The 25,047-nt window shown below is 71.2% G+C and carries 21 protein-coding genes, 1 tRNA gene and 1 pseudogene; 10 read left to right on the top strand and 13 right to left on the bottom strand.

Features of this window, described 5'->3' with window-relative positions:
• Positions 1-36: 36 nt before the first annotated feature.
• Positions 37-741 carry a transketolase gene (locus E6R60_RS33770; RefSeq protein WP_136330535.1) on the bottom strand — a complete coding sequence of 235 codons (705 nt, stop codon included), beginning with the start codon at positions 739-741 and terminating at the stop codon, positions 37-39.
• A gap of 125 nt (positions 742-866) precedes the next feature.
• Between E6R60_RS33770 and E6R60_RS33775 the strand changes: the two genes are divergently transcribed.
• Positions 867-940, top strand: a tRNA-Pro gene (locus tag E6R60_RS33775).
• Positions 941-1,455: 515 nt separating this feature from the next.
• Positions 1,456-3,507, top strand: a complete 2,052-nt coding sequence (locus E6R60_RS33780; RefSeq protein WP_240802795.1) for a glycoside hydrolase 43 family protein — start codon at positions 1,456-1,458, stop codon at positions 3,505-3,507.
• Positions 3,508-4,177: 670 nt separating this feature from the next.
• Here E6R60_RS33780 and E6R60_RS37995 read toward each other — a convergent pair.
• Positions 4,178-4,426: pseudogene (locus E6R60_RS37995) on the bottom strand (helix-turn-helix domain-containing protein); the annotation flags it as partial.
• Between the two features lie 228 nt (positions 4,427-4,654).
• On the opposite strand from E6R60_RS37995, the gene E6R60_RS33790 reads away from it, so the two are divergent.
• Positions 4,655-5,251, top strand: coding sequence for a L,D-transpeptidase (locus E6R60_RS33790; protein WP_136330537.1), 597 nt, complete (start codon positions 4,655-4,657; stop codon positions 5,249-5,251).
• A gap of 53 nt (positions 5,252-5,304) precedes the next feature.
• On the opposite strand, the gene E6R60_RS33795 is transcribed toward E6R60_RS33790, so the two are convergent.
• Complete coding sequence (locus E6R60_RS33795; protein ID WP_206309584.1) at positions 5,305-6,441, bottom strand: hypothetical protein; 1,137 nt, start codon at positions 6,439-6,441, stop codon at positions 5,305-5,307.
• A gap of 177 nt (positions 6,442-6,618) precedes the next feature.
• Positions 6,619-7,542, bottom strand: a complete 924-nt coding sequence (locus E6R60_RS33800) for an LLM class F420-dependent oxidoreductase (protein WP_136330538.1) — start codon at positions 7,540-7,542, stop codon at positions 6,619-6,621.
• 205 nt (positions 7,543-7,747) lie between these two features.
• Here E6R60_RS33800 and E6R60_RS33805 point away from each other — a divergent pair, with 205 nt between their 5' ends.
• A complete protein-coding gene (locus E6R60_RS33805; protein WP_136330539.1) occupies positions 7,748-9,193 on the top strand; it encodes a glyceraldehyde-3-phosphate dehydrogenase in 1,446 nt (481 codons plus the stop codon).
• A gap of 69 nt (positions 9,194-9,262) precedes the next feature.
• Here the strand turns inward: E6R60_RS33805 and fusA are convergent, their stop codons facing one another.
• From fusA to E6R60_RS33820, 4 genes are all read right to left on the bottom strand, one after another.
• The gene (gene fusA / locus E6R60_RS33810) at positions 9,263-11,344 is read right to left on the bottom strand and encodes an elongation factor G (protein WP_136330540.1); all 2,082 of its coding nucleotides are present in this window, start codon (positions 11,342-11,344) and stop codon (positions 9,263-9,265) included.
• Positions 11,345-11,472: 128 nt separating this feature from the next.
• A complete protein-coding gene (locus E6R60_RS37885) occupies positions 11,473-11,607 on the bottom strand; it encodes a hypothetical protein (RefSeq protein ID WP_276614099.1) in 135 nt (44 codons plus the stop codon).
• Between the two features lie 170 nt (positions 11,608-11,777).
• Positions 11,778-12,083 (bottom strand): hypothetical protein, encoded by a 306-nt coding sequence (locus tag E6R60_RS33815; RefSeq protein WP_240802796.1) that lies wholly within the window; start codon positions 12,081-12,083, stop codon positions 11,778-11,780.
• 87 nt (positions 12,084-12,170) lie between these two features.
• Positions 12,171-13,061 carry a DUF2510 domain-containing protein gene (locus E6R60_RS33820; RefSeq protein WP_136330541.1) on the bottom strand — a complete coding sequence of 297 codons (891 nt, stop codon included), beginning with the start codon at positions 13,059-13,061 and terminating at the stop codon, positions 12,171-12,173.
• A 158-nt stretch (positions 13,062-13,219) separates the two neighbouring features.
• On the opposite strand from E6R60_RS33820, the gene E6R60_RS33825 reads away from it, so the two are divergent.
• The 6 genes from E6R60_RS33825 (at position 13,220) to E6R60_RS33850 (ending at position 18,681) form a co-directional block, all read left to right on the top strand.
• A complete protein-coding gene (locus E6R60_RS33825) occupies positions 13,220-13,597 on the top strand; it encodes a DUF4440 domain-containing protein (RefSeq protein WP_136330542.1) in 378 nt (125 codons plus the stop codon).
• Between the two features lie 54 nt (positions 13,598-13,651).
• Positions 13,652-14,695: a S66 peptidase family protein gene (locus E6R60_RS33830; RefSeq protein ID WP_136330543.1), complete on the top strand. Its 1,044-nt coding sequence runs from the start codon at positions 13,652-13,654 to the stop codon at positions 14,693-14,695.
• Positions 14,696-14,816: 121 nt separating this feature from the next.
• Positions 14,817-15,548 (top strand): FCD domain-containing protein, encoded by a 732-nt coding sequence (locus E6R60_RS33835; protein ID WP_136330544.1) that lies wholly within the window; start codon positions 14,817-14,819, stop codon positions 15,546-15,548.
• Between the two features lie 198 nt (positions 15,549-15,746).
• Positions 15,747-16,514, top strand: coding sequence for a (Fe-S)-binding protein (locus E6R60_RS33840; RefSeq protein ID WP_136330545.1), 768 nt, complete (start codon positions 15,747-15,749; stop codon positions 16,512-16,514).
• The gene (locus E6R60_RS33845; protein WP_136330546.1) at positions 16,511-18,052 is read left to right on the top strand and encodes a LutB/LldF family L-lactate oxidation iron-sulfur protein; all 1,542 of its coding nucleotides are present in this window, start codon (positions 16,511-16,513) and stop codon (positions 18,050-18,052) included. Before E6R60_RS33840 ends, E6R60_RS33845 begins: the two co-directional genes overlap by 4 nt.
• Positions 18,049-18,681 (top strand): LUD domain-containing protein, encoded by a 633-nt coding sequence (locus tag E6R60_RS33850; protein ID WP_136330547.1) that lies wholly within the window; start codon positions 18,049-18,051, stop codon positions 18,679-18,681. The genes E6R60_RS33845 and E6R60_RS33850 overlap by 4 nt, the downstream gene beginning before the upstream one ends.
• Before the next feature lie 38 nt (positions 18,682-18,719).
• On the opposite strand, the gene E6R60_RS33855 is transcribed toward E6R60_RS33850, so the two are convergent.
• Genes E6R60_RS33855 through E6R60_RS33875 form a run of 5 tightly spaced genes read right to left on the bottom strand, consistent with a single transcriptional unit; the run spans position 18,720 to position 24,980 of the window.
• On the bottom strand, positions 18,720-20,627 hold the full coding sequence (locus E6R60_RS33855) for a DUF2264 domain-containing protein (RefSeq protein WP_136330548.1): 1,908 nt from the start codon (positions 20,625-20,627) through the stop codon (positions 18,720-18,722).
• Positions 20,624-21,664, bottom strand: coding sequence for a hydroxyacid dehydrogenase (locus tag E6R60_RS33860; RefSeq protein WP_136330549.1), 1,041 nt, complete (start codon positions 21,662-21,664; stop codon positions 20,624-20,626). Before E6R60_RS33860 ends, E6R60_RS33855 begins: the two co-directional genes overlap by 4 nt.
• A gap of 41 nt (positions 21,665-21,705) precedes the next feature.
• Positions 21,706-22,581: a carbohydrate ABC transporter permease gene (locus tag E6R60_RS33865; RefSeq protein WP_136330550.1), complete on the bottom strand. Its 876-nt coding sequence runs from the start codon at positions 22,579-22,581 to the stop codon at positions 21,706-21,708.
• Positions 22,578-23,573, bottom strand: a complete 996-nt coding sequence (locus E6R60_RS33870; RefSeq protein WP_136330551.1) for a sugar ABC transporter permease — start codon at positions 23,571-23,573, stop codon at positions 22,578-22,580. The genes E6R60_RS33865 and E6R60_RS33870 overlap by 4 nt, the downstream gene beginning before the upstream one ends.
• Before the next feature lie 48 nt (positions 23,574-23,621).
• Entirely contained in the window at positions 23,622-24,980 is a 1,359-nt protein-coding gene (locus E6R60_RS33875) for a sugar ABC transporter substrate-binding protein (protein ID WP_136330552.1), read from the bottom strand.
• Between the last annotated feature and the right edge of the window lie 67 nt (positions 24,981-25,047).

Below are 25,047 nucleotides of genomic sequence, written 5' to 3' on the forward strand. Positions count from 1 at the left end.
TCTTGGTGGGGAGGGTGAGGCGGGCGGCGAGAGAGTTCAGCGCTTGGGCGCGACCCGGGCGACGACGGCATGCGGCCGGCCGGGGTGCGGCGCCGTGAAGGCCGCGTACAGCGCTTCGTGGTCCCGCCCGTCCACGGACTCGACCGACCAGCCCGCGGTCCTGAACCGGTCGGCGATCCCTCCGGGGCGTCCGTATGTCGCAGAGGCGTTGTCGATCACTACGGTGTGCAGCTGCTCCAGGCCGGCCGGACCGGCGTAGGCGATCGCCTCGTGGTTGCTGCCCTCGTCCAGTTCGGCGTCGCCGGTGAGCACCCACACCCGCGGGCCGGTCAGCCCCTGGGCCCGCAGCCCCAGCACGCTTCCCACCGCCAGCGGAAGCCCGTGCCCCAGGGACCCGCTGCCGATCTCGGCGCCGGGAACCAGCAGCCGGTCGGGATGGTGGCCGAGCGGTGATCCGTACGAGCCGAAGCCGGCCAGCAAGTCCTCCCCGAAGAACCCCTGAGCGGCGAGGACGGCGTAGTAGGCCATCGGCCCGTGCCCCTTCGACAGCAGGAAACGGTCCCGGTCCGGTGCGTCGACGGTCTCCGGTGTCACGCGCAGGACCCGGTCGTACAGCACCCACAGGGCGTCGAGGGTCGAGGTGGCGGCCGGGCCGTGCTTTTCGTCGCCGGTCATCAGGCTCATCAGCCGGGCCAGGTCGCGGTAGGCGGGTCCCGGTGCGGCGGTCGTCGTGTTCGTCATGTGCCCAGCGTTCAACGTCAAGCATGGTTGAGGTCAAGCGGAAAAGGCGTTCGTGACCATCTGTCGAAGTGCGGTATTGTTCTCATGCGCGTTCGGCCAGGGGAAACCCCAGGTCAGACGGGTATCGGGACGTGGCGCAGCTTGGTAGCGCACTTGACTGGGGGTCAAGGGGTCGCAGGTTCAAATCCTGTCGTCCCGACTGGAGACAGTCGCAGGTCAGGGCCGGTGTCGGAGAAATCCGACACCGGCCCTTGATCGTTTTCGGGACCCTGTGAGGACCGGCGATCCCGCGCGGGGCGTGTACGGGGACTCCGGCGTCGGCGAACCGGGTCGCTTCGGTGTGCCGGAGGTCGTGGCGGCGCGATGCTCGTGGCTGGACTCGGCGGCTCGGTGGTCACGTCGTCCCGGGGGCCGCGTCGCGCAGGACGGGTCTCGACGTCCTTGGCTGAACCGCCGCGCCCGGGAATCGGCGAGGTGTCCGTCGGTCCGTTCCGAGGGACAGCGCGGCCCTCGATCGCCGTGCGAATGTTTCGACCGTCACGACGAATCATGCGGGAAGTCTTGACGGGCTTTGTCAGGTCCCTATGATCCAAGGTGATCGACATGACGACCCTTGTTCGATATTCCGAACAAACCGCCTGGCTCCACTCGTACAGCAAGGACAACGCCGGGTCGCACCCCCGCAACGGCCGAGCCGCAAGGAGCACGCCACGCATGTTTATGTCATGGCTTCATCAACCCGTCTCGCGGCGGCGCGCGCTGGCGGCCGCCACCGGCCTCGCCGCCGGGGCGGCCCTCCCGCTCACGGCAGCCCCGGGCGCCGCAGCCGCTTCCGCCCGAGGGCCGGAGCTCACAGCCGCCGGGGAGTATGCGAACCCGGTGATCTGGCAGGACTTCGCGGACGTCGACGTCATCCGCGTCGGGAACACCTACTACGCCTCGGCGTCGACCATGCACTACTCGCCGGGCGCGCCCGTCCTGCGCTCGTACGACCTGGTGCACTGGGAGATCGCCGGACACGCGGTGCCGGTCCTGGACTTCGGCGCCAAGTACGACCTGAACGGGGGCCGCGGCTACGTCAGGGGGATCTGGGCGTCGTCGCTGGCCTACCGTCCCAGCAACGGGACGTTCTACTGGCTCGGCCAGATCGATTTCGCCCGGACGTACATCTACACCGCCAAGGCCGTCGAGGGGCCGTGGAACCGGCTGACGACGATCAGTACGCCGTACTACGACGCGGGCCTGCTGGTCGACAGCGACGACAGCCTGTACGTCGCCTACGGCAACACCACGATCAATGTGGCCCAGCTCTCCCCGGACGGCCGCACCCAGGTCCGCTCGCAGCAGGTCTTCACGACCCCGTCGAGCGTCGGCACCTTGGAGGGATCCCGCTTCTACAAGATCAACGGGCAGTACTACATCTTCCTGACCCGCCCGGCCAACGGGCAGTACATCCTGAAGTCCTCCGGCGGCCCGTTCGGTCCGTACACGATGCGGCAGGTGCTGCTCGATCTGCGCGGGCCGGTCCCCGGCGGGGGCGTCCCGCACCAGGGCGGCCTGGTGCAGACGCAGAACGGCGCCTGGTACTACCTGGCGTTCGTCGACGCCTACCCCGGCGGCCGGGTGCCCGTCCTGGCACCGGTCACCTGGACCTGGGACGGCTGGCCCGTCGTCCAACTGGTGAACGGGGCGTGGGGCGCCTCCTACCCCAGCCCGGCCGTGCCGCCGCCGCCCCGTCAGGTCGCCCCCATGACCGGAGTCGACACCTTCGGCGGCACCACCCTCAACCAGCGATGGGAGTGGAACCACAACCCGGACAACACCAAGTGGTCGGCCGGCAACGGTCTGACCCTGAGCACGGCGACGGTCACCGGCGACCTGTACGCGGCCCGTAACACCCTCACGCACCGCATCCAGGGCCCCACCTCCACCGCCACGATCGAGCTGGACCACTCCGCGATGCGGGACGGCGACCGGGCCGGACTCGCGCTGCTGCGCGACTCCTCCGCGTGGATCGGCGTCAAGCGCGAGGGCGGAGCCACGCGGGTGGTGCGGGTCGGCGGGCTGACGATGGACGGCAACTGGAACACCACCGGAACCGGCTACGAGCTCGCCGGAGCGGCCGTTTCGGGCGGCCGTATCTGGCTGCGCGTGAGCGCGGACATCCGCCCCGGCGCGGCACGGCCGGGGACCTTCTCGTACAGCACCGACGGCATCACGTTCACCCGCCTCGGACCCGACTTCTCCATGGGCAACGACTGGCGGTTCTTCATGGGTTACCGGTTCGCCCTCTTCAACCACGCCACCCGGGCGCTCGGCGGCTCGGTCCGCGTCACGCGGTTCGCGAACTGGCCACGCCCTGAACCGAGGCGATCCCGCCGGATCCCGACGCCCCGTCGCCCGCGCCTGAGCGTACGGAGGCGCCGGGCCGGCGTCGCCGGCCCGCTGTGCGCCGCACCGCATCGACCCCGCCGGCGGCCGTCTATCGGTGCGGACAGTGGCAGGTCAGGGCCGGTGGCGGAGGAATCCGCCACCGGCCCTTGCTCGTTCCGGGCACCGGCCGGGAACGCCGGTCGGGACGCGGCTGACGCCGTCAGCCGGAAGCGGGGGGCAGCTCGCTCTTCGCCGGCTCGCTCCCGGGGGCCAGGAAGAAGCGCTGGGCCGCGCTCTCGGCGCAGGGCCCGGCGACCACCACGGCTCCGGGATCCGTACCGGAGACGCCGAGGCACTGCCCGTCGTTCGCGGACCGTATCCGGTACGGCGTGACCCGCCCACTGCCCGAGCCGGGCGGCCCGCTCGCGTCGACCCGTTCGAACGTGAACACCTGGGTGGTCCTGCCCCTGCGGCAGTCGTCCCAGGGCGCGAGCATTCCATCGGCGACGACGGTCAGGCATCCCCACCCCTGCACGGGATGCACCCACTTGATGAAGAGGCGACCGCCGCCGAGCGGTTCGAGTCTGGTGTACGGGGGTGTCGACCCGGGACAGGGGCGCTGGACGGCGACCGATTCGCCGCCCGGCTCACGGCCCTCGGTCACGCACAGTCCGGTGGCCCGGGCCGGCCGGATGCTGTACCACCCGGGTGCCGGCTCCTGGGACGAGGGCGCGCTCTCCGCGGGATCCCTGCCCGAAGTGTCCGGCAGGGCGAGCCAGGAGACGAGGCCCACCAGCAGTACGGCGGACAGCGTCACCCACACGCCGGGCGCCGCGGCACGAGGGCGCGCCCGCTTCGGCGGGGCCCCGGGGCCGGGCCCGCTCCGCGGGGCGGAGTGTTCCGCACCCTCCTCCGTGTCGTGGCCGGCCTCCGACGGGGACGGGCGGGCGGAGGAACGGCGTTCGGTGGCGGGGGCCTCTTCCGCCGAACGGTTCACCGGTCCCTCTCCCCGGGCCAGGCGATTGCGCGCCTGGAGCCAGACGTCGGCGTGCGCGCCCGCGCCACAGGCCCGTACGAAGGCGTTCAGCATCTGCGGCCGCGGAAGCGCCTGTCTGCGCAGTACGTCCGCGATCGTGCTGCGCGGCAGGACCTGCCCCTCTTGTTCGGCGCGCTCTTCGAGTTGCCGGTACGTCAGCCCCGACACCTCCTTGAGCCGCTTCATCATGCCGACGAACTCCTCGACCCCGTCCGCGTGTTCGGGATCGACACCCCCCGTGGTGTTCATGGCTCCCCCCCTCGCCGTGGTGGTCATGTCCTCATCCTTGGTCTTCCGTCCGGGAGGCGGCAAGAGGTCTCCGCGCAGCCTGTGCTTTGTCCGAAAGACGGCGTTGACCAGCCCGGACGACGAGGGGCTGTCCGGGACACAGGGAATCCCTTGCCGGACGGATCCCCGGACGAGCAGTGTCTGTGCTGCCGGCGAAGACAGCCGAACGCCTCAGGCGAAGCAGCCGATCCAGACCACGCACCCAGGAGTGTTCTCATGCGCAAGTACGCACGGTCCGCACGCATCGTCCCCCTCGCGCTTGCCGCGGTCTGCGTGAGTGGGCTCAGCGCCACCGCCCCGGCGCAGGCGCGCACCGGGACGCAGGCGTCCGCCGCCAAGGTGAGCGACGCCCATTACCTGCGCTTCGACAAGAGTTCGTTCACGAACTCCCGCCTGGAGCTGGTCAAGCGGACTCCCGGCAAGGACAAGGTGATCAAGACCTACCGGGCGGGCTCGGGTCAGTCGAAGGACACCTGCGCCGTCAACAGGGGATGGCTCCCCAACGCCGGCGCGAGCAAGCCGTATGCCATCGAGTGGCACCGCAAGAACTACGACGCCAAGATCAACGGCTTCGTCATCAAGATCTCTGACCGCAAGTGCCACAACGGCACCAAGCGCACCGAGCTGTTCATCCACAGCGAGATGAAGCCGAACGGCGCGAACGGCGTCATCGAGTCCGAGCGCTGGACCGACAGCAAGCCCAACGACTACTACTCCAACGGCTGCATCAAGCTCAACCCGGCCAACATCAAGGACCTGTTCAAGCGCCTGGACAAGCTCGGCTGGCCGAAGAAGCTGTACGTGGTGGACTGACCGTCCCCGTGATCGGTCCGTGGTGCCCGGGGACTTCCCGGGCACCACCGACGTCACGGGGCAGGCGGAGTCTCTTCCTTGCGGATCGGGCAGCCGGATGGCCTCGACGTGGGGGAGGCCATGCGTGCTGCCCCGGCCGTTTCGCCCATCTGCTCCAGGATTTCGACGGAGAGCAGGTCCTCCTTGCCCTTGAACGCGTCCGCGACCACCGGATCGGTGGGGAAGACCAGTTCGGCCGAGACGTTGTCCTGAACGATCCGGGCGAGGTTGTCCAGCGCGACGAAGACGGGGTCGCGGGGGACCTCGACGGTCGGCAGGTCGATGAGATGGGTGGCGGCCTTCGCCGGATTCATGCAACGCCGGATGATGATCGAGGCCTGGTTCAGCTCCGACGTCGTCCAGATCGAGAGCACGACCGTGTACAGGTTCTCCCACGCCTCCTCGCCGATCGCGGCCCGCCACCTGCGCATGAGACCCTGCACGCCGGAGATCTGCGCCGCGGCCGCGTACCGCATGTTCACGCGGATACCGGGGTACGTCCTGGCGGAGAACTCCTCGAACGAGGCCATGTCGAAGGTGCGGCTCCTCACCGAATCGCGGATGAACGAGAGTGCCTCGTCGAGGATCCGCGCGCAGGAGCCTTCCAGCTCGGGCGGCAGACCGGCCTTCCCGAGCTGCCGGCGTGCAGTGGTGAGCGTGGCCGCGTACGCCTGGAGCGGGCCGGTCCAGCCGTCCGTCCGAGGCCCTTCGAACGCGACCATGTCCAGGTCGTGGGGGTCGATGCGGCCCGCGTTGGGGAGGTGGGGAACCTTGTCGCTCAGATAGGCGGCAAGGGTGGAGAAGATGCCCTGAGGCACATGGCTGATCGACTTCGCCAGCTCGAACAGCTCGGGCACGGGCCTGACCGACTCCCGCGGGCTTCCTTCACGGATGAGGGTGAAGGTGCCTCCCGTGGCATCGTTCTGGACGACGATCACAGGACTGAGTCGACCGATCAGATCGGACTTGAGGGCGGCGTAGTTCGCCCGCATGCCGGCGTTGGCCGCTCGGATCGCGTCACGGGCCTTCTGCTCGGCGTCCGTCACGGCGGCGCCCGCACGGGTGGCCGCGGAGGCGGGCGGGGCGCCGCCCAGGATCGTCGCGGCGCCGGCCGCCGACACGCCGTCGATGAATGCTCTGCGTGTGACCATTCCCCGTCCTTCCCTCCCGCACGCAGCCCGGGGCGCACGCCGCCGGTGCGGACCGCGTCGCGCAGCACTGCGCGTCCACCGGTCAGTTTCCAGGAGCGACGCGTCCTGAGCGGCGGACGCCACGCACGTCCGCGTCATGAACCCGGGACATGACGCGGACGGCGCGCGGCCGCAGGCTCAGCCCGCGAGTTCCCCCAGCAGTTCCCACGTACGACGCCGGTCGGCCTCTCCGGCCAGGTCCGTCCCCGCGAAGACCACCTCGGTCGCCCCCGCGTCCCGGTAGCGCCGCACCTCGGCCGCGACCGCCTTCTCGTCGCCGATCACGGCCACCTCGCCGGCCCGGGCCGCGCCCGAGAGTTCCACGACCCGTGCGTACGACGGGAACTGCTCGTAGAACGCCAGCTGCTCCGTGGCGGTCCGGCGCGCCGCTTCGGGGTCGCCGGTGACCACGCCGTGCACCAGGGCCACGATCCGGGGCGCGGGGCGGCCCGCGGCCTCGGCCGCGGCGGTGACGGCCGGAACGATGTGCCCGTCCAGGGTCCGGGGCCCCGCGAGGTAGGGGAGGATGCCGTCCGCCAGCTCACCGCTCACCCGCAGCGCCTGCGGGCCCATCGCGGCCACGAGCAGCGGAACACCGCCCTCCGCCCCGGGCACGCGGGCGGGGAGGGGAGTGGTCGCGGTGAGCAGCTCGCCGTGGAAGTCGGCGTTGCCGGTCTCGGTGAGCTGGCGCAGTGCGGTGAGGAACTCGCGGAGGCGGGCGATCGGGCGCTCGTACGGGATGCCGAAGGCAGTCTCGGTCAGCGGCTTCGTGCCCAGGGCGAGCCCGAGGTGGTAGCGGCCGTGCGTGGCCGCCTGCGCGGTCTGGGCCTGGCTGGAGATGAGCAGAGGGTGCCGCCCGAAGACGGGGATGGCGGACGTGCCCACCTGCAGGCCGGGCACCTCGCGGCCGACGATCGCGGCGAGCAGGGGGGAATCGGCCCCGAAGGTCTGTCCGAACCAGGCGGACCGCAGCCCCGCGGCGGCGGCCTCCCGGGCGAGCTGCACGGTGGCGTCGATCTGGTTGTCGGATCCGGTCGCGCTGAGCGCTACTCCCACAGTCATGTCAGGGAAAACCGCGGGCAGTTGGCCGCGCATTCCGGATTCTTCATGACGGCTTCGTGTCCGCCGTGTGAACCCGTCCGGGCTTCGGCCGGACGCCCGGCACATCGCCGCGGTGTCCTCTCCCAGCCGGTGGGGGACACCGTTGACATGATCAAAAGAGCGTCGGGTTACCATATGAGCGCCGCCTAGCTCGAAAGATAAACCTGTGACTGTCAATGACGACTCGTTCACCAATTGGATGCACCGCGAGGAGATCGCGGAGTCGATGATCCCGATCATCGGGAAGCTGCACCGCGAGAGGGACGTCACCGTCCTTCTGCACAGCCGCTCCCTGGTGAACAAGTCGGTGGTGAGCATCCTCAAGACCCACCGATTCGCCCGGCAGATCGACGGCGAGGAGCTCTCGGTCACCGAGACCCTGCCCTTCCTCCAGGCCCTCACCACGCTCGATCTCGGCCCCTCGCAGATCGACATCGGCATGCTCGCCGCGACGTACAAGGCCGATGACCGGGGCCTTTCGGAGGCGGAGTTCACCGCCGGCGCCGTCGCCGGTGCCACCGGTGCCAACAAGATCGAGCGCCGTGAATCCCGCGATGTCGTGCTGTACGGCTTCGGCCGCATCGGCCGCCTGCTGGCGCGACTGCTCATCGAGAAGGCCGGCTCCGGCAACGGGCTGCGGCTGCGCGCCATCGTCGTCCGCAAGGGTGCGGGCCAGGACATCGTCAAGCGCGCCTCGCTGCTGCGCCGGGACTCCATCCACGGGCAGTTCCAGGGCACGATCACCGTGGACGAGGCGAACAACAAGATCATCGCCAACGGCAACGAGATCCAGGTGATCTACTCCGACGACCCGGCGTCGGTGGACTACACGGCGTACGGCATCAACGACGCCATCCTGATCGACAACACCGGCAAGTGGCGCGACCGCGAGGGCCTCTCCCGCCACCTCCGCCCGGGCATCGACAAGGTCGTCCTGACCGCGCCCGGCAAGGGCGACGTCCTCAACGTCGTGCACGGCGTCAACCACGACATGATCAAGCCCGACGAGCAGATCATCTCCTGCGCCTCCTGCACCACCAACGCGATCGTCCCGCCGCTGAAGGCGATGGCGGACGAGTACGGCGTCCTGCGCGGCCATGTGGAGACCATCCACTCGTTCACCAACGACCAGAACCTGCTGGACAACTACCACAGCTCCGACCGTCGCGGCCGCTCCGCGCCGCTGAACATGGTCATCACCGAGACCGGCGCCGCCTCCGCCGTCGCCAAGGCGCTCCCCGATCTGAAAGCGACGATCACGGGCAGCTCCATCCGGGTGCCGGTACCGGACGTCTCGATCGCCATGCTCAGCCTGAAGCTCGGCCGCGAGACCACGCGCGACGAGGTCCTGGAGTACCTGCGCGACGTGTCGCTGACCTCGCCGCTCAAGCGCCAGATCGACTTCACCACCGCCCCCGACGCGGTGTCGAGCGACTTCATCGGCTCACGCCACGCCTCCATCGTCGACGCGGGCCCCACTCAGGTCGACGGTGACAACGCGATCCTCTACCTCTGGTACGACAACGAGTTCGGCTACTCCTGCCAGGTCATCCGGGTCGTGCAGCACGTCTCCGGGGTGGAGTACCCGACGTACCCCGTACCGGTTCACTGATCCGGCACTCCCTGACAGAGGCAGGGCCGGTCCCGCCCCCTGACGGGTGGGACCGGCCCTGCCTCGGCGCTAACGGGCCGGCGCCGCGCCGGACACCGGGGCCGGGGCATAGCCCGTGGCCCGGGTGGTGAACGTGCCCCGGCCCTGCGTCCGGCTGCGCAGCCGGGTCGCGTAGCCGAACAGCTCGCCCAGCGGCACGGTCGCGGTGATCACCGCCGCGCCGCTGCGCGCGGTGGAGCCGGACACCCGGCCGCGCCGCGCCGCCAGATCGCCGAGCACCCCGCCGACGGCCTCGTCGGGCACCGTCGCCGTGAGCTCGACCACCGGCTCCAGCAGCACCATCGCGCTGGCGCGCAGCCCCTCACGCAGCGCGAACCGCCCGGCGGTGCGGAACGCCATCTCCGAAGAGTCCTTCGGATGGGTGGCGCCATCGGTCAGCGTCACCCGCACCCCGGTCACCGGGTGTCCGCCGAGGGGGCCCTCCAGCAGCGCGTCCCGGCAGCCGGCCTCGACCGCACGGACGTACTCCTGAGGAACCCGGCCGCCGACGACCGCCGAGCGGAAGACGAACTCCGCCGCCTCGTCACCGGTGGCCTCCCACGGTTCGACGTCGATGACCACATGGGCGAACTGCCCGGCCCCGCCGTCCTGTTTGACGTGCCGGTACACCAGACCGGAAACGCCGCGGGCGACAGTCTCCCGGTAGGCGACCTGCGGCCGCCCGACCCTGACCTCCAGCCCGTGGGCGCGGCGGATCTTCTCCGCGGCCACCTCCAGATGCAGTTCGCCCATCCCCGAGAGCACGGTCTGACCCGTCTCCGGGTCCGTCCGCACCGCGAGCGACGGATCCTCCTCGACCAGCCGTACGAGTGCGGCCATCAGCCGTTCCGTGTCGGTGCTCCGGCGGGCCTCGACCGCCACCGACACGACCGGATCGGCCACCGTCGGCGGTTCGAGGACCAGCGGTGCGTCCGGCGCGCTCAGCGTGGCGCCGGCCCGGGCGGCCTTGGGGCCGATGACCGCGACGATGTCCCCGGCCACCGCCGCGTCGACGTCGACGTGCCGGTCCGCCCGGACCCGCAGGATCCGGCCGATGCGTTCGCTGCGCCGGGCGCCGACGTCGAGCACCGTCTCCCCCTTCCGGACCGTTCCCGAGTACACCCGCAGATAGGTCAGCCGGCCCGTCGCGGTCGCGTTCACCTTGAACGCGAGCGCGGCGAACGGCGCCGCCGGATCGGCGGCCCGCTCCTGCACCGCGTCGCCGGCCGTGCCCCGTACGGGTGGCACGTCCAGCGGGGAGGGGAGATAGTCCACGACGGCCTCCAGCAGCGGCTCGGTGCCCCGGTTGCGGTACGCCGAACCGCACAGCACCACGACACCCTCGCCTGTACGGGTCAGGTCGCGCAGCGCCCCGGAGAGTGTCCGCTCGGAGAGCTCCGACCGCGCGCAGAACTCCTCCAGCGCCCCCGGGTGGAGCTCGGCGACCGCCTCCTCCAGCCGCCGCCGGCGCCGCTGAGCCTCGTCCCGCAGTTCATCGGGCACCTCCCCTTCCTCGTACGCGTCGCGGCCGTCGGCCCAGACGAGCGCCCGCATGCGGAGCAGATCCACCACTCCGGCGAACCCTTCCTCCCGGCCGATCGGGAGCTGGACCACGAGCGGGACCGTGTGCAGCCGCTCCCGGATCGACGCGACCGCCGTGTCGAGATCGGCGCCGGCCCGGTCGAGCTTGTTGACGAACGCGATGCGGGGCACGGCGTGCCGGTCGGCCTGGCGCCACACCGACTCGCTCTGCGGTTCCACCCCGGCCACCGCGTCGAACACGGCGATCGCGCCGTCGAGCACCCGCAGCGAACGCTCCACCTCGTCGGCGAAGTCGACGTGCCCCGGGGTGTCGATCAGGTTGATCCGGTGGCCCGCCCACGTACAACTCACGGCGGCGGCGAAGATGGTGATGCCGCGGTCGCGTTCCTGGGAGTCGAAGTCGGTGATGGTCGTCCCGTCGTGAACCTCCCCGCGCTTGTGGGTGGTGCCGGTGGCGTAGAGGATCCGCTCGGTGACGGTGGTCTTGCCGGCGTCCACGTGGGCGAGGATGCCCAGATTGCGAACGGCGCTGAGCGCGCTGGTGGGTTGACGGTGCAGTTCGGTACGCACGGTCCGTGGCCTTTCGGATGATCCGGAAGAAGACGGCGCGATGCCCGGACGAGCGGCTGTTCACGGAGCCGCGGAGCCCTGGCCGTCCATGGCGGGGCGCGCGGTGGCGCCCCCGGGTGGACGGTCCGTCAGAAGGCGGAAGGGGACCAGGTGTTCGTCGCGGGTGTCCGGGGCCGGCCGCGCAGCCGGCGCCGGGCGGAGGTGGACACCAGGATCACCTCGTACCGCGACGGGGGAACGACGACAGCGGTGCGGTAGCGCACGGCACGTCTCCCCTCATGGTCACGGTGCGCGCCGTGTCGTAGGACCGGCGGGCGATGTCGTGGTGAGTCTAGGGAACGGCATACGGGCGGGGGAACCGCTTTTCCGCGTCCGGCCTCCGGTCCCGGGCTCGGGCTTCTCGGCCCCCGGGGACGCGCCCCGGGACCTGGTGCTACCGGCCCGGCCGGGCGATGCCCCGGACCGCGTCCGCCGCGCGGCGGACGCCGCGCCGGGTCCGGGGGGTCAGCGCCCCGCACCGTCGCAGCGCGCTCCGGCCGCAGCCGCGCCACTCGGCGGGGGAGACGCCCGGCCCGTGGCCGGTACGGGTGATCAGCGCGTTCACCGGCGTCAGCGGGTCCAGGGCCAGGGTGGTGCGGGCCAGCAGGACCCCGATCACCAGGGGGGCGAAGGTGACGGCCAGCGTGGTGCCGGTGCTGGTCATCTGCCGCAGGCGGGGGCGGGGCGCGTCGGGTGCCATGACGTCATTCCAGCAGCGGCGGCCCGGCGTGGGATCGGGTGGCGTACTCAGTCCGGACGGCCCGGGTACTCACCCGGGCCGTCCGGGTCATGCGTCGGTACCCGGACCGGAGCCGGTGCCCGAGGCGGCCTTGATGCCCTCGGTGATGTCGTCCAGCACGGACAGGCCGGGCGCCTTGGCGTTGATGTCGAAGCCGGAACGTACGACGACCAGCATGTCCTCGGCGTGCGGCGAGGGGAACGCCAGCGACTCCACGTACCCGTCGTCGCCGTTCTTCGTGACCACCTTCCAGCGCACCCGGTAGCCCTGCTGGCCGGCCACCGTGACCGCCTCGGACTTCAGCTGCTCGTGCGAGGTGATGCCGCCGTATATCTTCTCGCCGTACGACTCCTCGGCATTGGCCGCGATGTCCTTCTCGGCCGTGGCCTTCGCGGTCCTGGTGGTCAGCTTCAGCGCCTCGGCCGGCGCGGAGAACACTCCGCCGCGCACGCACTTCTCCCCGCTGTCCCCGGGGCAGGCGTACGTCCCCGTGGTCACCCCGGCGCCCATGCCCGACTCGCCGGTCCAGCCGTCGGGGACCGGGATGCTGATGCCGCTGGCCATGTCCGTCGCGTAGCCGTCCTCGGTCCCGGGCCGCTTCTGCTCGGGCGTCCCGCCGCCGCCCTTGCCCCCGCTGCCGCCCGGCGCACCGGGCCGGCGGCTGGTATCGGGGGACGGCGAGGCGGACGGGGCCGCCGCGGTGTTCCCGGTCCTGCCGGAGTCGTCCGTCAGCACGTACACACCGCCGCCGATGGCGGCGAGGACCACCACGGCCGCGGTGATGCCGGCGCCGATGCGTATGCGGCGGCTGCGGCGCGCGGCCGGCGGTACGCGGAGCTGATCGGTCCACCGAGTGCCGTCCCACCAGCGTTCCTGGATGGGACCAAATCCTGTGTACCCGGGGTCTGGATGCCAGCCGGGCGGGCTCGTCTGCGTCACGGCAGCCACCGTAGCCGGGTTGCGTGAGAATCCTATGAATCGGATGAGCGGACGGACGCCGGTATCGCGCGCCGGAAGCCGTTCTGCCACCTTCCTCACCTGGCGGGGCGGAGGAAGCGGGCCGTGCCTGTCCGGCGGTCTTCGCCTAGGGTCCAGGCATGAGCGTGAGCAACGAGGAGGAACGGTCCGTGCGGGCGGCCGTCGAGGGCGAACTGAGGCTGCTCGACCCGGGCGTGCGGGCCTCGCCCGACGCGGTGACCCGGCTCCTCGACCCGGAGTTCACCGAGTTCGGCGCCTCCGGGCGGAGGTACGACAGGACGTCGATCCTGGCCGTCACGTCCGCCGTGGACGAGAACGCCCCCGAGCCGGCCGCCGCCACCGAGATGTCCGGTGTGCTGCTGGGCCCCGGCCTCGTCCATCTGACCTACGTCTCCGAAAACAACGGCCTTCGCGTCAGGCGCAGTTCGCTCTGGCGGCGGTCGGATGCGCACTGGCGGCTGTACTTCCATCAGGGAACGCCCGCCGGTCCGTCGTGACCTGCCGCCGGATATCGGGAGGACGGCTCCCGGGCTCCCGCGTAGGGTCCTCGGATGACGGCACCCCAGTACCCCACCAAACCCCGGCCAGGCGACCGCGTCGCCGTACTGTCCCCCTCGTCCGGGCTTCCGGGCATCCTCCCGCTGCCTTACGAACTGGGCCTGCGCAGGCTCCGTGAGGACTTCGGGCTCGATCCCGTGGAGTACCCGACGACCCGGAAGATGGGCTCCACTCCGCAGGAGCGGGCCGCCGACCTCCACGCGGCCTTCGCCGACCCGGCGATCAAGGCGGTCATCTCCAGCATCGGCGGGGACGACCAGATCACCGTGCTGCCGCATCTGGACGGCGAACTGCTGCGCACCCACCCCAAGCCGTTCTTCGGCTACAGCGACAACACCAATCTGCTGGTGTTCCTCGACAACCTCGGCATCGTCGGCTACCACGGTGGATCGGTGATGGTGGAGTGGGGCCGCCCCGGCGCCATGCACCCGTTGACGGCCGAGTCGCTGCGGGCGGCGCTCTTCACCCGAGGGGAGTGGGAGTTGACCCCGGCGAAGGAGACCGGCAGCGTCAACAGCCCCTGGGAGGATCCGCGCACCTTCGAGCAGGAACCCGCGATGCTGCCCGCCGACGGCTGGACCTGGCACAACGCCGGGCGGGTCGTCGAGGGGGCCGGCTGGGGCGGCAATCTGGAGATCCTGTCCTGGCTGCTCATGGCCGGCCGGGGGATCCGCCCGGCCGCCGAGTACGAGGGCCGGGTGCTGTTCCTCGAAACGTCTGAGGACATGCCGAGCGCCGACGAGGTGTACTGGATCCTGCGGAGTATGGGCGAGCGCGGACTCCTTCGCCGGTTCCCGGCGCTGCTGATGGGGCGGGCCAAGAACTGGTCCTTCGCGCAGCCCTTCGACGCCGCAGCCGGGCAGTTGTACCGGGAACGGCAGCGGGAGGCGGTGCTGCGGGCTCTGCGCGAGTACGCCCCCGAGACCATGGCGGTCTTCGATGTCGACTTCGGTCACACGGACCCGCAGGTGATCATCCCGTTCGGCGGCCGTGTGCGCGTGGACGGGGTGGCCCGCCGGGTGGTGGTGACGTACTAGGGGGCGGAGCCGGCGCCTGCCCGGTCTTCTGGTCCGACCACATGCCCTGTGTGACATAGTGGGGAGATTCGGAAAGAGCGGTCGGCGACGGAACGGCTCCGGCCGGGGCAGGGGGTGGCGGATGCCCGCGGAATGGCAGCCCGTACGGCAGTCGCGGACGCATGAACTGGTGCTCCAGACCATTGAGCAGCGCGTGTTGGCCGGTGACCTCAAGGCCGGCGACCGCCTGCCGCCCGAACGGGAACTCGCCCCGGTCCTCGGCGTCAGCCGGTCGGCCCTGCGGGAGGCGCTGCGGGTCCTGGAGACCATCGGCGTCCTGGTGGCCCAGCCGGGCCGGGGGCCGGATGCCGGGGCGCGCATCGTCCGCAACCCCGACGACGCGCTCGGACGGCTGCTCAGGCTGCATTTCGCACTCGGCAGTTACAGCTTGGAGGACATGCTGGAAGCGCGCGTCGTCCTGGAGCGGTCCAGCTTCGAGGCCGCCGCGCGGCACGCCTTGGAGGAGGACCTGGGCGAGGCCGAGGCCCTGGTCGTACGGATGGGGGAGCCGGATGTCGACGTGTCCGAGTTCAACGACCTGGACACCCGCTTCCACGTCCGGATCGCCCGCAGTTCCGGCAACGAACTGACCTCCACGCTGACGTCCGCCGTACGGGAGTCGGTCCGCCCGCTCATCCTCCGCGCCCTGGAGGCGGCCGAGGACTGGCCCGCCACCGCCGCCGCCCTCAACGCGGACCACGCCGAGCTGCTCCGCCTCGTGCGGGCGGGCGAGGGTCCGCGTGCCGCCGATGTGGTCGAGGCGCACATCCGGGGACTGCACGGGAAGCTGGTCGACGAGAAGACCCTCATCTGACCTGTACCGAACCCGGCCCCGCCGTCACGGAACCCCGCCCGGGGGCGCCGTGACGGCTTTTGCGTGGGCGGAGCCGGGGCCACCCGTTCGCCGGTGCCGTTCTCGTTCCCGCACCAGCACGGCCGTAGTATGGTCAGACCATAGAACGCACGAACATTACCTCTGGAACACCACGCTGAGAATTGACGGGGGAGACCCATGCGCATCGGACTCTTCGCCACCTGCCTGGGAGACACGCTCTTCCCGGAGGCGGTGAAATCCACCGCGGTGCTGCTGGCCCGCCTGGGCCATGACGTGGTGTTCCCGCCGGGACAGACCTGCTGCGGACAGATGCACGTCAACACCGGCTACCAGCGCGAACCCGTCCCCCTCGTGCGCAACTTCGCCGAGCAGTTCGGTGACGCCTCCCTCGACGCCGTCGTCATGCCGTCGGCCTCCTGCGCCGGCTCGGTCCGCCACCAGCACGAGATCGTCGCCGAGCGCTACGGGGACGCGGCCCTGCGCGCGGGAGTCGCCACGGTGAAGGCGAAGACGTACGAGCTGTCCGAGTTCCTCGTCGACGTACTGGACGCCACCGACGTCGGCGCCTACTTCCCGCACCGCGTCACCTACCACCCCACCTGCCACTCCCTGCGCATGCTGCGGGTGGGCGACAAACCGCTGCGGCTGCTGCGGGCCGTCGACTCGATCGACCTGGTCGAGCTGCCCGAGGCGGACGCCTGCTGCGGATTCGGCGGCACCTTCGCCGTGAAGAACGCCGACACGTCGACCGCGATGCTCCAGGACAAGATGCGCAACATCGCCACCACCGACGCCGCCGTGTGCACCGCCGGCGACTCGTCCTGCCTGATGCACATCGGCGGAGGGCTGTCCAGGATCACGTCCGGCGCCCGCACCCTGCACCTGGCCCAGATCCTCTCCTCCACCCGCACCTCGCCGCACGTCCTGACGGAGGCCGCCCGATGAGCAGCACCTTTCTCGGCATGCCCGCGACCCCGCCCCGCTCCCCGTACGGGACCGGCAATCTGCGCGGCGACCGGAAGTTCCCCGAGGCCGCCCACGACGACCTCGGCAACGCCCAACTGCGTCGCAACCTCGGCAAGGCCACCCACACGATCCGCGCCAAACGCCTGAACGTCACCGGCGAGCTGCCCGACTGGGAGGAACTGCGCGACGCGGGATCGGCGATCAAGACCCACACCATGAACCGGCTCCCCGAGCTCCTGGAGGAGCTGGAGCGCAAGGTCACCGAACGGGGCGGCACCGTCCACTGGGCCCGGGACGGCGGCGAGGCCAACGAGATCGTCGCGCGACTGATCGAGGAGACGGGCAGCAAGGAGGTCATCAAGGTCAAGTCGATGGCCACCCAGGAGATCGGCCTCAACGAGCACCTCGAATCCCTCGGCATCACCCCGCACGAGACGGACCTCGCCGAACTCATCGTGCAGCTCGCGCACGACAGGCCCTCGCACATCCTCGTGCCCGCCATCCACCGCAACCGCGACGAGATCCGGGAGATCTTCCTCAAGGAGATCCCGGGGGTGGACCCGTCGCTGGACAACGTTCCCGCGCATCTCGCGGCCGCGGCCCGCGCCTATCTGCGCGAGAAGTTCATGACGACGAAGGTCGCCGTCTCCGGGGCCAACTTCGGCATCGCGGAGACCGGCACGCTCTCCGTCGTCGAGTCGGAGGGCAACGGCCGCATGTGCCTGACCCTGCCCGAAACGCTGATCACGGTCATGGGCATCGAGAAGGTGCTGCCGCGCTACCAGGACCTGGAGGTCTTCCTCCAGTTGCTGCCGCGCTCCTCCACCGGCGAGCGGATGAACCCGTACACCTCGATGTGGACCGGCGTCACCCCCGGCGACGGACCGCAGACCTTCCATCTGGTGCTCCTCGACAACGGGCGTACCGCGGCGCTCGCCGACAGGATCGGCCGCGAGGCCCTCAACTGCATCCGTTGCTCGGCCTGTCTCAACGTCTGCCCGGTGTACGAACGCGCGGGCGGCCACGCCTACGGATCGACGTACCCCGGACCGATCGGCGCCGTACTCACCCCCCAGCTCGCCGGCATGCACGCCGCCAAGGACGATCCCAACAGCTCGCTGCCGTACGCCTCCACCCTGTGTGGCGCCTGCTTCGACGCCTGCCCCGTCAAGATCGACATCCCCTCGCTGCTCGTCGAGCTCCGCCACCAGTACACCGAGCAGTCCGGCACCACGGCGGAGAAGCTCGCCATGAAGGCGGCGGCCGGAGTGATGAAGAGGCCGAAGCTGTTCTCGGCCGCGCAGAAGGCGGCGGGACTCGGCCGTGTCGCCGCCGGACGGGACGGGAAGCTCTCGCAGCTGCCCCCGCCGTTCAGCGGCTGGAGCGACAGCCGCGACACGCCCGCCCCGCCCAAGGAGACCTTCCGCTCCTGGCTGGCCTCGGCCGACGGCGCGGCGACGATGCGCGCAGCCGCCGACGCGTACGCGGACAACCAGCAGCAGGAGGAGGAGAAGTGACGACCGCCCGCGAAACCGTGCTCGGCCGTGTCCGGGACGCCCTGGCCCTGGCACCCGCCGCCGCCACGCCGATCCCGCGTGCCTACCGCACCGGGCGCACGCTCCCCGACGAGGAGCGCCTCGCGCTGTTCACCGACCGGCTCGTCGACTACAAGGCACAGGTCCATCCCTGCACCGCCGACCGCACCGCCGAAGTCGTCGCCGACGTGCTCCGGGCGCGCGGAGCCCGCCGGATCGGAGTGCCCGCCGGCCTCGACCCGCAATGGCTCACCGCCTACGACGGCGAGGTCCAGCAGGACGCCGCCGGCATCCCCGCACCGCTGCTCGACGCCCTGGACGGGGTCGTCACCGCCTCGGCCGTCGGCTGCGCCGAGACCGGCACCATCTTCCTGGACGGTTCGCCCGACCAGGGCCGGCGGGCGCTGTCCCTGGTGCCGGACCTCCACGTCTGCGTCGTCGATCTGTCGAGCGTGGAGGTGGGCGTACCCGAGGCGGTGGCCCGACTGGTGCCGGAGCGGCCGACGACGCTGATCAGCGGACCCTCGGCCACGTCCGACATCGAACTCGAACGGGTCGAGGGCGTGCACGGCCCGCGGACCCTCGCCGTCGTGATCCGCACGGACGCGTGACGGGGCGCGGGTGCGCGCACCCGCGCCCCCCCACGGCGTCAGCCGTGCGTGACCGCCACGGTCGCGCCGCCGAAGACGATCCGGGTCGTCGCCGAGTCCTCGGCCCAGCACACCTCGACGGTGTCGGCGTCGACGTTGACCCCGCTCACCACCGCGTCGAGTGCGTCCGCTCCCGGCTCCGCGCTCAGCGAGGCGAGCGCCACCAGGACCGCCGTGCCCTCCACCTCCGCGCTCAGCCGAGGCAGCAGCGCCCAGCGCGTGTACGCGGTTCCCTGCGGGGCCCGTACCTCGTCCCGGGACTCCCAGCCGTGCAGACCGTGCAGCGCGGAGGTCACCGGGGACTCGGGGCCCGTCGCCCAGCCCGTCTGCTCCACCCTGGCGCCGTACGGGGCGCCGAGCACCCGGTGCACGCGCAGTTCGTACCGGCCGCGGACCACCGTCACGCTCTCCACCCGCAGACCCGGCACCATGGGCGCCCCGCCGTCGAACACCGGACGGTGCCAGGACGCGGCCCAGCCCCAGCCCCCGGTGCCGCCCGCGCCCAGCGGGCGGATGGCCCGGCGGCCACTGCGCGTGCCGGCGACGACGACGGACACGTGGTTGTCGGCCGTGTTCGCACGCGCGGTCGGGCCGGTCACCGTCGAGTACGCCTGACGGCTGTACAGCGGGTCGTCCTCGCCCGCCGACTCGCCCTCGTGCGGCCGGACGTGATCGCTGCCGTGGTTGTGCAGCCGTACGATCCCGTCCGCCCGCGTCGACTGGACGAGGAACCCCGGCGCGGGCAACGCGAGCACCCGGTCCGGCCCCTCGCTCGGCGCCGGCTCCTCGGCGGCCGTCCACAGCGGGTGGTCCGCGGGGGCCAGCAGGGAGACGAAGGCCTTGGACGCCCAATAGGGGGAGGCCGGGGCCGAGTACGGCTGGAGCGTCGCCTCGTGCGGTCCGTGCCAGCCGAGGCTCAGCAGGCCGTCCGTGCCGGTCGCGCCGCGGTCCAGGAAGTAGCGGAGCGACCCGCTGATCACCCGGCGCGACGCCCCCGGACTGAGCGGGGTGTCTCCGGTCAGCGCGCCGAGCCCGACCGCCGCACCGGCCGCGAACCGGTAGGTCAGCGACCGACCGAAGTGGATCGGGGCGCCGTCACCGCCGAAGAGCAGCGCGTAACCTTCCAGGTGCTCGCGCAGCCGGGCCCCGTAGTGAGCGGCCAGTTCGGCGTCGCCGGAGAGATGGGCGTCGAGCACGGGGTACAGGTGCAGCGCCCAGCCGTTGTAGTGGTCGAAGGCGCGGGCGTCGCCGTCCGCGTACCAGCCCTGGCCGCGGTACCAGCTCTCCATCAGGTCCTGTGCCCGCTCGCGTGCGCGAGCCGTCTCGGCGTCCCCGCGGCCCACCGACTCCAGGAACCCGGCGACCGAGTAGGGGAAGAGGTACCAGTTGTTCGGCGCCGGGGTGTGGCGCAGGGCGCCGCGCAGCCACTGTTCGGCGCGGTCCTGCACGGCCGGATCCAGCCGGTCCCAGAGCCACGGGCGGGTGACGCGCAGCCCGATGGCGACCGACGCGGACTCCACCATGGGCTGTCCGAAGACGGTGTGGTCGAGTATCCGCGGCCAGGACTCCGCGTCGTCCCGTCCAGGCGTACGGGTACCCGCCGCGAGCCCGTCCGCGTACCGGTCGAGCCAGCCGTGCGGGTCCTTGCCTTCCGCGCCCGCGACCCGGAAGGCGGCGGCGAGGAACGTGCGCGCGTAGCCCTCCAGACCGTCGGAGCGGACCCCGGACGCGGAGGGGCGTCCCGGCAGGTCGAGGAGCGCGCCGCCGGGCGTGGCCCACTGCCAGGCGGCCTTCAGCAGCCCGTCGGCGGCGGCCTCCCAGTGCGCGCGGGTGTAGCCGGTGAACGGGCTCGCGGTCCGGTCGTCCGCGGGGAGTTCCAGCGGGGACTTCGGGTGCGGATCGGTCATGCGAGGAAAGCCAGCCTTTCGCGTCGTACGGGATGGGCGAATCCGTCGCCCGCGGCCCAGCGTTCGGCCTCGCCCACCGCCAGGTCGACGAGCCGCTGCCATTCGTTGCCCTGGGAGCCCGCGAGGTGCGGGGTGATCAGGGCGTTCTCGCACTCCCACAGGGGGTGGCCGGCCGGCAGGGTGTCGGGGTCGGTGACGTCGAGGACCGCCCGGATGCGGTTCAGTCCGAGGACGTCGACGAGTGCGTCCTGATCGACGACGGCGCCCCGCGAGGTGTTGAGGAGCACCGCGTCCGGGCGCATGGCCATGAGCAGTTCACGGCTGACGAGTCCGCGCGTGGCGGGCAGCAGCGGCGTGTGGACGCTCACCACATCGCTGCGTTCGAAGAGTTCGCCGAGCCCGACGGGCCGGACGCCGAGCTCGCCGGCCTCCCGGTCGGAGACGTACGGGTCATGCAGCAGCACCCGCAGGTCGTAGGGGCGCAGCAGCTCGATGACCCGGCGGCCGATGAGCGACGCGGAGAGGATGCCCACCGTCCGGCCGTAGTTGCCCACGGCGGGCGAGGTGCTCAGCCAGTCGTCGCGGTGACGTTCGGACCGGTAGGCCCGGGCCCGCTCCAGGACCCGCTTGCCGGACAGCAGGATCATCGCGACGGTGTACTCCGCGACCGGGAGCGCGTTGGCGGCCGCGGCCGACGACACCTCGATGCCGCGCTCCCAGCAGGCGTCGGTGATGTGCCCGCGGACGCTCCCCGCGGTGTGCACGACGGCCCGCAGCCGGGGGGCGGAAGCGAGCGCCGCCGCGTCGAGGGGCGGGCAGCCCCATCCGGTGACCAGCAGTTCCGTGTCCGCGAGCACGGCACGGGCCCGGTCGGTCGTGAAGTCGTCGAGTACGGGCAGCGGCGCGAGGTCGCACACCTGTGAGAGCGCGGCGAGCGACCGGGCGTCGAGCAGGGCGGACGCGGTGCCCGGCTGCATGGCGAGGGCGGCGCGCGGCCGTCGCCCGGCCACAGGTGCGAGGGGGGAGGTGCCGGTCATCTTTCTCCTGGTCCGGGGGCGGGAACGTGGTACGGGTACGGCTACTTGACGGCGCCCGCGGTGAGCCCCGACTTCCAGAAGCGCTGGAGCAGCGCGAAGGCGAGGATCAGCGGCAGGACCGCGAGCAGCGAACCCATGATCACCACGGGGTAGTACTCGGGTGAGACGGTGGCGGCGCTGTTCCACGTGTACAGGCCGAGGCTGACGGGATAGAGGTCCTGGTCCGAGAGCATCACCATCGGCAGGAAGAAGTTGTTCCAGATGGCGGTGAGCTGGAACAGGAACACGGTGACCAGACCCGGGCCCAGCATCCGCAGAGCGACCCGGAAGTACGTCGTCAGCTCGCCCGCCCCGTCGACGCGGGCCGCTTCGAGCACCTCGTTCGGCACGTAGCCCTGGCTGAAGATCCGTCCGAGGTACACGCCGAACGGATTGAAGAGCACCGGTATGAAGACCGCCCAGAACGTGTTCACCAGTCCGGTGCCCGAGGCCATCAGATAGAGCGGCAGGGCCAGGACGGTCTGCGGCACCATCACCGCGGCGAGCACGAGACCGAACAGCTTCTCCTTGTGCGCGAAGCGGTACTTGTCGAAGGCGTACCCGCAGGCGATGCTGATCAGCGCTCCGAGCGCGGCGCCGAGGACCGCGTACAGCAGGCTGTTGCCGTACCACCTCGTGTACAGACCGCCGTCCATCGCGAACAGGTCCGAGAGGTTCTGCGCGAAGGAGAAGTGGTCGAGCGACAGCACGTCGCTGCCGAACAGCGCGTCACGGTCCTTGGACGCGGCGAGCACCAGCCACAGCACCGGCAGCAGCGTGTACAGCACGGAGATGCCGACGACCACGTTGACGACGGACCGGCCCAGGAGCCGGGGCCGCAGGACGGCGGCGGTGCGGGTGGGAGCGGTCGCGCTCATCGGGCGTCCTCCTCGGCTGCGGCGGAGCGGTTGGTCCAGCGGGTCACGCCGTAGGAGAGCGCGATCGTGCAGACCAGCAGGACGACCGAGGCGGCCGCGGCCAGACCGTAGTTGTTACGGGTGAACGCGGCGTCGTAGATGTACATGCTGGGCGAGAAGCGCGAGCTGATCATCGGCGTCGACTGGCTCAGCAGCATCGGCTCGGTGAACAGCTGGAGCGCGAAGATCAGGGTGAACAGGGCGACCATCACGACCGATGAGCGCACGAGCGGCGTCTTGATCTGGACGGCGGTGCGGACGGGGCCGGCCCCGTCCACGACGGACGCCTCGATGACCTCGCGCGGCACGGCCTGCAGGGCGGCGTAGAAGACCACCATGTTGTAGCCGAGGTTGCTCCACAGGGCGATGTTCACGATCGACGGCACGACCGTGTGCACACCGAGGAAGTCGATCGTCAGGTCGGCCTTGCCGAGCAGGTCGATGACCGGGCTCAGCCCGGGCGTGTAGAGGTACAGCCAGATGATGGCGGCGATGATGCCCGGCACGGCGTGCGGCAGGAAGAGTCCGAGCTGGGCCCATGAACGCAGCCGCACCACGCCGGAGTCCAGCAGGAGGGCCAGCGCGAGAGCGCCGGTGACCATCAGCGGGATGTAGATCACGCAGTACAGCACGACGGTGCCGAGCCCGCTCAGGAACGTCGGGTCGGTCAGTACGGCGGTGTAGCTGCGCATCCCGACGAAGACCGTGCGCTCCGGGCCGAAGCCGAGTCCCGGCTGGTCGTCGCTGAAGAAGCTGAGCCAGACGGCGGTCCCGACGGGGATGAGGAAGACCGTCACCATCAGGACGAAGAAGGGGGTCATCAGGGCTCCGGCCGCGCCGAGTTCACGGCGACGGGCCGACTTCCGCCCGGTGCGCGGGGACGGGGTGGACGCCGGCGCCGCCGCGGAGACGCGTACGGGGGTGGAAGCCGGCGTGGTGACGGGGGTGGTCATCGATGGTCACCTGCCTCTCTGCTGCGGGGAAGGGGGACGGATCACGGTTCAGCTGCTGTGCTCGGTGGTGGACAGGCCGAGCGCCCTGAGGTCGGGCATGGTGCCCCGCTGCGCCGCGCGCACGGATTCGAGCACCGAGCCCTGGCCGCCGCTCACCCGGGCGAAGCCGTCCTGCATGACCTTCTGCGTGGCGGTCATCCGAGGCCCCCAGGTCCAGCCGTCCCGGATCTTGTGCGCCTCCTGCTCGAAGAGGGTGTAGATGTCCTGGCCGCTGTAGTAGGCGCGGTCGAAGGCCTCGCGGCCGACGGCGACGAGACCGGGCGCCGCCGGGTACTGGCTGCTCGCCCCGCTCGAGAGCCGGGCCCGCAGCGCGTCGGGGTGCGAGACCTGCCACTCGATGAACTCCAGCGCGGCCTCCGGATGCCTGCTGCCCCGGGTGACCGCGAAGGTCGACCCGCCGTGCGTGCCGAGCGCGGCGTCCCCCGCCTTCCACTGGGGGAGCGGCGCGATGGCCCACTTGCCCTTCTGGCCGGGCCGGGCGTTCATCTGGGCTCCGGCGTCCCAGGCGCCGCTCAGCCGGACCAGTACCTTGCCGTTGCTGACCTGTGAGTCGAACTGACGGCTGTCCACGGGTGTCATGAAGACCAGGTCCTGGTCGATCATGCGCTGCCAGTACGCCGCCACACGGCGGGTCGGCTCGTCCGCCAGCGAGACGTTCCAGGCACCGCCGCGGGTGTCGAACCACTGGGCGCCCGCCTGCCAGGCGAACGCGGCGAAGTGCGGCTCGCCGTCCGTGGCGAAGGCCACCAGCCGGCGGCCGGGCGCCTTGCTGCGAACGGTACGGGCCGCCTCCTCGAACGCGTCCCAGGTGCGCGGGACTTCGATGCCGTACGCGGCGAAGAGGTCGGTGCGGTAGTGCATCACCATCGGTTCCACGTCGAGCGGAACGCTGAAGACGCGCTTCTCGAAGGTGGTCAGCCCCAGGGCCTGCGGCAGGAGCTTGGACCGCAGGCCGTCGCTCATCATGTCCGTGAGGTCCGACGCGACTCCGTCGATGGCGAAGCCGGGGACCTGGGGGTACTCGATCGTCGCGACGTCCGGGGCGTTGCCGGCCCGCGAGGCGTTGCTCAGTTTCGCGTAGCCGCCCTGACCTCCCGCGGGGATCTGCTGGAAGTCGACCTGGACCGTGTCGTGCGTCCGGTTGAACGCGTCCACCACCTGCTGGCTCCCGCGCAGGGCGGACCAGAAGGTGATGTGTGTGGCGTTGCGGCCGGCCTTGTCGCCGGTGGTGGTTCTGCTCGTGCTGCTCGCCCCCGACGCTCCACCGCTGCATGCGCCGAGCGCGCCGGCCAGCGGTAGCGCGGCCATCGTGGCGAGCAGGGACCGACGGCTCTGTCGACCGGACATGGGCGCCTCCCGCGGCTCCTGAATGAAGACACGGGGAATCCTGATCGGCTGATCGGTAGCGGTCAAT

This window comes from Streptomyces sp. A0642 (assembly GCF_004795105.1).
Lineage (GTDB): Bacteria > Actinomycetota > Actinomycetes > Streptomycetales > Streptomycetaceae > Streptomyces.